Origin of the sequence: Microtetraspora sp. NBRC 13810 (assembly GCF_030268685.1) — a bacterium.
Taxonomy (GTDB): Bacteria; Actinomycetota; Actinomycetes; order Streptosporangiales; family Streptosporangiaceae; genus BSRQ01.
The window spans coordinates 275,318-281,317 of record NZ_BSRQ01000011.1; the positions used below are offsets into that span (position 1 = coordinate 275,318).

Genomic DNA, 6,000 nt, shown 5'->3' on the forward strand with positions numbered 1-6,000 from the left:
TTTCGTCGCCGCTGTCACATCCGGCAGGTCTGCGGGGTTCTACCTCTGTGAACCCTGGCGAGACCGCGGAATCGCTGACGATCACCGGCTCGTACAGGCTCTTCTGAGCACCACGGACAGGCGCGAACCCGCGTCAGCAGGAGGGCCCCGGCCGGTGTCAGCGCCGGTCGGGGCCCTCCTTTGTGATCAAGCTGTGTCAGCCGTCGTGCTCCGGCGACGGGAGGTAGGCGCCCGGGACCTGGTCCGGCGTGTAGATCTCGTGCTCACCCGGGTAGGGCTTCTTCCAGTCGTGCGCCTCGTACCACGAGAAGTGGTCCATCTGCGCGGGGCTGGCGGAGTCGGCCCTGGCGTCGGGTCCGGTGAGCCGCTGCTGCGGCTTCCAGGCTTCCCACTTCGCCGCGATCTCCTTCTTGTCCGCGGGCACCTTCGCCGACGGCGGGGCCGCGGCGTTCGGGTTCTGCGGCGCCGGGGTGTCCGCGCCGCAGGCCGGCGGGGTCGGCAGACCCAGGGTCAGCGAGGTGCGGTTCGGCAGGAAGGTGAACGGCGTGTAGTCGGGCTTCTTGGCGAAGGCCCGGGTCATCGGGGTGGCGGCGCTGTCCTTCTGGTTCATCGGCTTGATCCCGAGGATCTGCTCGATGGTGCGGATCATGGAGATCTGCGTGTAGTACTGGCTGTCCACCTGGCCGTGCTGGGCCCAGGGGCTGATGATCTGGATCGGGGCACGGTGGCCGTCGACGTGGTCGAGGCCGGCCTGGGAGTCGTCCTCGACCACGAAGATCGCGGAGTCCTTCCAGTACTTGCTGTGCGAGATGGTGTCGACGATCTTGCCGACGGCCAGGTCGTTGTCGGCGACCTGAGCGGCCCCGTTCACCGGACCGCCGGTGTGGTCGCTGGAGAGCCAGAACATGTTCAGGTTCGCCGGCCCGTTGGCCTCGAAGTCACGCTTCCAGATCTCGGACCGGTAGATGTCCGGGACGCTGGTGTCGAACTTCGGGAAGCCGTGCACCGACACGTCGTTGAGCGACGGGATCGGCGAGGAGGAGTCCAGGGTGTAGGCGGTGTCCTGCCCCGTCGCCTCCATGTTCTTGGTGTCGCAGTACAGGTTCTGCCAGGTCGCGTCGGACGGCTTGGTCAGGAACTGGTGGAACTCACCGAAGTCCCGCACGGTCTGGCCCGCCGCCTGCGCACCGGTCCAGATGAAGCCGGTCCGCTGGTGGCCGAGAGCGTCGTCCTCGGTGTCGTAGCTGCGCAGGTACTCACCGGCCGAGGACTCGGTGTACTCCGGGTTGTCGGCCTGCATCAGCCAGTTGTGGCCCTCTGCCGAGTTGGTGCCGATGTCGTACGTGTTGTCGTACAGCCCGAACTGACGGGCCAACGCGTGCTGGTTCGGCGTCACGTTCTCGCCGTACTGGGCCAGCGACGGGTCGCCGTTGCCACGCGGGTCGTCACCGAGGACCTGGTCGTAGGTCCGGTTCTCCTTGACGATCAGGAAGACGTGCTTGATCGTCGAGGGGTCGCCGAGACGCTTCGGGACCGGCTCGGCCTTCTGCTTGTTGCCGTTGGCCACCTTGACGTCGTTCTTGCCCCAGCCGTTCTGCGCGAAGACCGTGGCCGTGGACCTGGCGATCTGCCTGTCGTCCGGCAGTGTGAACCGCTGCAGGCTCGACGTCGTGTCGTGGGTGCCGTGCCCGGCGCTGGTAGTGGGACGGCGGGCGTCGATGCCACGGGTGTTGGAGACCAGCACCTGGTCGCCGACGGTGGTGATCTCGGCGGGGAAGTAGTCCGTCGGGAGCAGGCCGACGTAGCTGACCGGCTCCTGCGGCGTCGTGTAGCGGTAGACGGCCACCGCGTTGGCGCGGCCGAGCGTCACCAGCAGGTGACCGTCGTCGGTGAGCGTCACCGCGTCGGGCTCGTAGCCCACCGCGGCCTCCGGCCACGGCTGGGTGGCGATGGTCTGGACGACCTCGTCCTTCGACGTGTCGATGACCGACACGTCGTTGGTGGCGGTGTTGGTGACGAACACCGTTCCGTTCTTGGCGTACATGGCGGTCGGGTGCAGGCCGACGTCGATGCTGGCGACGGCGGCCGGGTCGGCCAGGTCGATGACGCTGACCGTGCCGGTGGTGGTGGCACCGGTGTTCGGGTCGGCCGGCACCTGGGTGTTGTAGGAGTTGATCGTGGTGTCGCCGGGCTGGGCCGGACGGCCGCCCTCGTTGCTGACGTAGAGCTTGTCGCCGACCATGACGATGCCGCGCGGGGCGTTCCCCACAGCCCAGCTCTGCCTGATGGCCCCGGTCGCCGCGTCGATGGCGACCACCCGGTTCTGGCCGTTGACGGCGACGTACGCGGTGGAGCCGTCTGCCGAGAACACCGGCTGAGCCACCAGCGCGTGCCTGGGGCCGTCCGCCGGGATCGTGATGGACGTCGGGTTGGCGAGGGAGCCGTCCGGGTTCACGGTGAACCTGGTGAAGCCGTCGGTCTGGCCCAGCCACAGCTGCGAGCCGTCCGGCGAGTACGTGGGGCCTTCCTGGCCGACGGAGTTGCTGCCGATGCGCAGGTTCGCGGCCGCGTTGCTGCCGACGAGCTGCTGCACCTTCCAGTTCTTCAGGTCGACGACGGCGAGTGCCATCCCACCGTCGGTGATCGAGGCCGCGAGGTGGGTGCCGTCCGGGCTGACTGAGGACGACATGATCTTGCCTTCGTTGATGACGAGGCGCTCGCCGATCGGGTCGATGTACTGGTCGCCGGACACGACCAGGCCCTTGGCGGTGGTCTGGCCGACCTGCTCGGTGCCGAACACATCGGTGGAGGCGTAGGCCATACCCCCGCCGGCGACGACGAGGGCGGCGGTGGCGGCCGCGAGGAGGCGGACCCGGCGGCCGGTGGTTCGGTCGAAGAGCCCGGAACGGCTCTTCGTGACGCGTTGGCGCGTGACGTGCACTGTCTATTCCTTCGGGGTGCCTGCGAGCAGGTCGACGTTCCCGTCGAACTGCCACAAGGGGTTGGGCGCGTCCCCTGTCGGGGTGCGCACCTGGAAGTAGCCGTTGACCTCCTTTGGTCCGTCTCCGTCGGCGACGTACCGCCCGTCCGCGGTGACGTCGAGCTGGTAGATGGCGGTTCCCACGGCGGTCGCGCCGGGGAGGCGCCAGGAGACGACACACCGCCAGTCGTTGCCCGGTCCCTCGTCGAGGACTCGGGAGCCGCCCTTGTCGCAGGACGCGGTGGCCCGCAGCTGGGCCTCGGTGACGTCGGGGCGATGCAGCTCACGCGTCTGCAACCGGTAGAGGTGGGAGTACGCCGTGGCGAGCGAGTTCTGCAGCTTCCCCTGCTCGACCCCCGAGCCCGTGGCCGGGGTCAGGCCGGCGATCACGCCGAAGGCGACGACGACCAGTGCGGCCAGCGGCAGGACCGCCCCCACGAGGATCTGCCGGCCCGACCCGTCGTAGCTCAGGTCGGTGAAGTCGCGGCGCAGGAACATGCGGTAGGCCAGCGCGGTGGCGACGACAGCCCACGCGAGGCAGACGACGAGGCCGGCGAGGATGGGGCCCGCCTGCGCCGGGCTGGTGAACAGCCCGCGCCAGGCGAGGAAGGCATGGCTCGGCAGGGCCAGTTGCACGGCCACCGGCAGCGGGAGCAACTGCGCGAGCTGCAGCACGAAGGCGAGCAGCGCGGGCATCAGCAGCCCCATCGGAGAGCGGCCCAGGGCGACCGAGCCGAGCAGGCCGACCGCGGCGAACGCCAGCGTCGGCGCCAACGCGCAGGCCCACGCGAGCAGGACCGTGCCGGCCGCGTCCCCCGGGGCGAGGAGATGACCGTCCAGACCGGCGAGCTGCCCGTCGCCGACCGCGGCCAGGCCGCCGACGATGCCCGACGCGGCCAGCCCGGCCACGAGCAACAGGATCAGGGTGAGGCTGGCGAGGGTCTTCGCCACGAAGATCCGCTTCGGCGAGCGCACCGCCACGAGGAGGTGGCGCCAGGTGCCCAGCCGGTCCTCGACGGCGAAGACGTCGCCGGCGACCAGCGCCGTCAGCAGCGGGAGCGCCCAACTGCACGAGAAGTCCAGCACGACCAGCGACCCCGCCCAGCCCGTCGAGTTCATCCAACGGCCGAAGACCGTGTCGGAGGGCAGCGAGCTCTGCAGGCTCACCGCGGCCACGAAGGCCGCGGGGGCGATCCAGCAGGCGAGCAGCAGCAGGCGGATCCGCCACTGGGAGAGCAGCTTGACCAGCTCGAACCGGTAGCCGTGCAGCACGGGTGCCGGCCGGACGCCGCCCCGGGGTCCGGTGACGATCGCGGTCATCGCGCTTCCTCCTTCGCAGCCAGCGCGGGCTCGGCTTGCGCCGGTTCGGCCTGCACGGGGTCGGCCTGCGCCGGTTCGGGCTGCGCCGGTTCGGCCTGCGTGGGTTCGGGGCCGGTGCCGGTCAGGGCCAGGAACGCGGCCTCCAGCGGCGGCACCACGGGCCCCAGCTCTCGCAGCGCCACGCCCGCCTGCACGAGCCGCACGACCAGCTCGTCGAGGGCGGGCACCGGCCCGCGGACGACGACGTCGGCGTCCTGCCGTTGACCGGCGTCGTGACCGGGCACGACGCGGAGCCCGGGCGTCCGTGCCGCCAGCCGCTGGGCGGCCTCCGGGTCGGAGGTGACCAGCCGGTAGTCGAGCTCGCCGCTCTCCGCCGCGAGCTTGCCCACCGGCCCGGAGAAGACGATCCGCCCGGTGGCGAGAAGGGTGACCTCGGAGCACAGCGCGGCGAGGTCGTCCATCCGGTGGCTGGACAGGACCACCGCGGCCCCGTCCGCGGCGAGCCCGGTGATGACGCGGTGCACGTGGTACTTGCCGGCCGGGTCCAGGCCGTTGGCCGGTTCGTCGAGGACGAGCAGCCGCGGCCTGGTGAGCAGCGCGGCGGCCAGCCCGAGCCGCTGGCGCATCCCCAGTGAGAAGCCCCGGACCCGGTCGTCGGCGACGTCGGTGAGCCCGACCTGCTCCAGCGCGTCGCCGACGTCGGCGGTGTGCCCGGCGTCGTACCGGCGCAGCGAGGCCAGGGCGGCGAGGTTCTGCCGCGCGGTGAGCGAGGGGTAGAGCCCCGGTCCGTCCACGAAGCCCGCGACGCCGCCGGGGACGGAGAGCGTACGCCCGACCGGCGTGCCCAGGATTTCCAGGCTGCCCCTGTCCGCGACCGCCAGGCCCAGGAGCAGGCCGAGGAGCGTCGTCTTGCCCGCGCCGTTCGGGCCGACCAGGCCATGGACCTGCCCGCTCGGCACGTCGAGATCGACGCCGTCCAGTGCGATCACATCACCGAAGGACTTCGTGATCCCGCGAGCCTGGACTGCGGAGGTCCTGTGCATGCCGGTCTCCCTTGGCTTGATCTGCAAGCAAGAGAGAAAGGTAGATCTTTCAGATGGCCTTACGGCGGCTTGTCTTGGAACGTTCCACAAATCCCGTTCGACCCTGCGATAGCGTGATTGTCCCGAATCTGGAACGTTCCAAGCCCGCCGGACCCGGCGGTTCGCACGATCGCGCTGGTCAACGCACTCACGCCCGGGAACAAGGGGGCGGTCCTAGGTGCCCGTCACGACGGCCGCCCTCCGTTCGAAGACTTGAGGGCCATCGTGGCGAGGTGCCGGGCGATGCCGTTCGTGTCGGTGTCCTGCACGTTGCTGAGCACGACAACCGCGATGTCGTCATCGGGCAGGTACATGTTGCTCGCCGCGTAGCCCTGGAGAAGACCTGGGTGGTAGCGGAGCCGGTGCCCGTGGAGCCGGTCGACGAGCCAGCCGAAGGCGTACGCGGTTGACGGCAGGTTGAGGCAGCCGTTGGCGGGGCATGGCGCCTGGGGCGTGAACGCCTGCTTGACGGTGGCGGGTGGCGCGACCCGGTATGCGCCGAAGGACCGGTCCCAGCGGGCGATGTCGTCCACGGTGGAGTAGATTCCGGTCGCGGAGAACGCCTGGGAGCCGTTGATGGGCGCGGCCGGTGACCCGGGCGTGTAGTAGCCCTTCGCG

Annotated in this window: 4 protein-coding genes; all 4 read right to left on the reverse strand. The window is 70.3% G+C overall.

The features are described 5' to 3' along the window. Nucleotides 1-196: 196 nt before the first annotated feature. Entirely contained in the window at nucleotides 197-2,941 is a 2,745-nt protein-coding gene (locus QSK26_RS23280; protein WP_285777347.1) for an alkaline phosphatase family protein, read from the reverse strand. Between the two features lie 3 nt (nucleotides 2,942-2,944). Beyond that, the gene (locus tag QSK26_RS23285; RefSeq protein ID WP_285777348.1) at nucleotides 2,945-4,300 is read right to left on the reverse strand and encodes an ABC-2 transporter permease family protein; all 1,356 of its coding nucleotides are present in this window, start codon (nucleotides 4,298-4,300) and stop codon (nucleotides 2,945-2,947) included. Continuing rightward, the gene (locus QSK26_RS23290; protein ID WP_285777349.1) at nucleotides 4,297-5,343 is read right to left on the reverse strand and encodes an ABC transporter ATP-binding protein; all 1,047 of its coding nucleotides are present in this window, start codon (nucleotides 5,341-5,343) and stop codon (nucleotides 4,297-4,299) included. The genes QSK26_RS23285 and QSK26_RS23290 overlap by 4 nt, the downstream gene beginning before the upstream one ends. A gap of 224 nt (nucleotides 5,344-5,567) precedes the next feature. Then, nucleotides 5,568-6,000 (reverse strand): serine hydrolase domain-containing protein (locus tag QSK26_RS23295; RefSeq protein ID WP_285777350.1); only part of this gene is annotated, 433 nt, incomplete at its 5' end.

Bases quoted from the DNA above. Each gene is read 5' to 3' on its own strand.
- QSK26_RS23285 (WP_285777348.1), bottom strand. From the start codon at position 4,300: ATGACCGCGATCGTCACCGGACCCCGGGGCGGCGTCCGGCCGGCACCC.
- QSK26_RS23290 (WP_285777349.1), bottom strand. From the start codon at position 5,343: ATGCACAGGACCTCCGCAGTCCAGGCTCGCGGGATCACGAAGTCCTTC.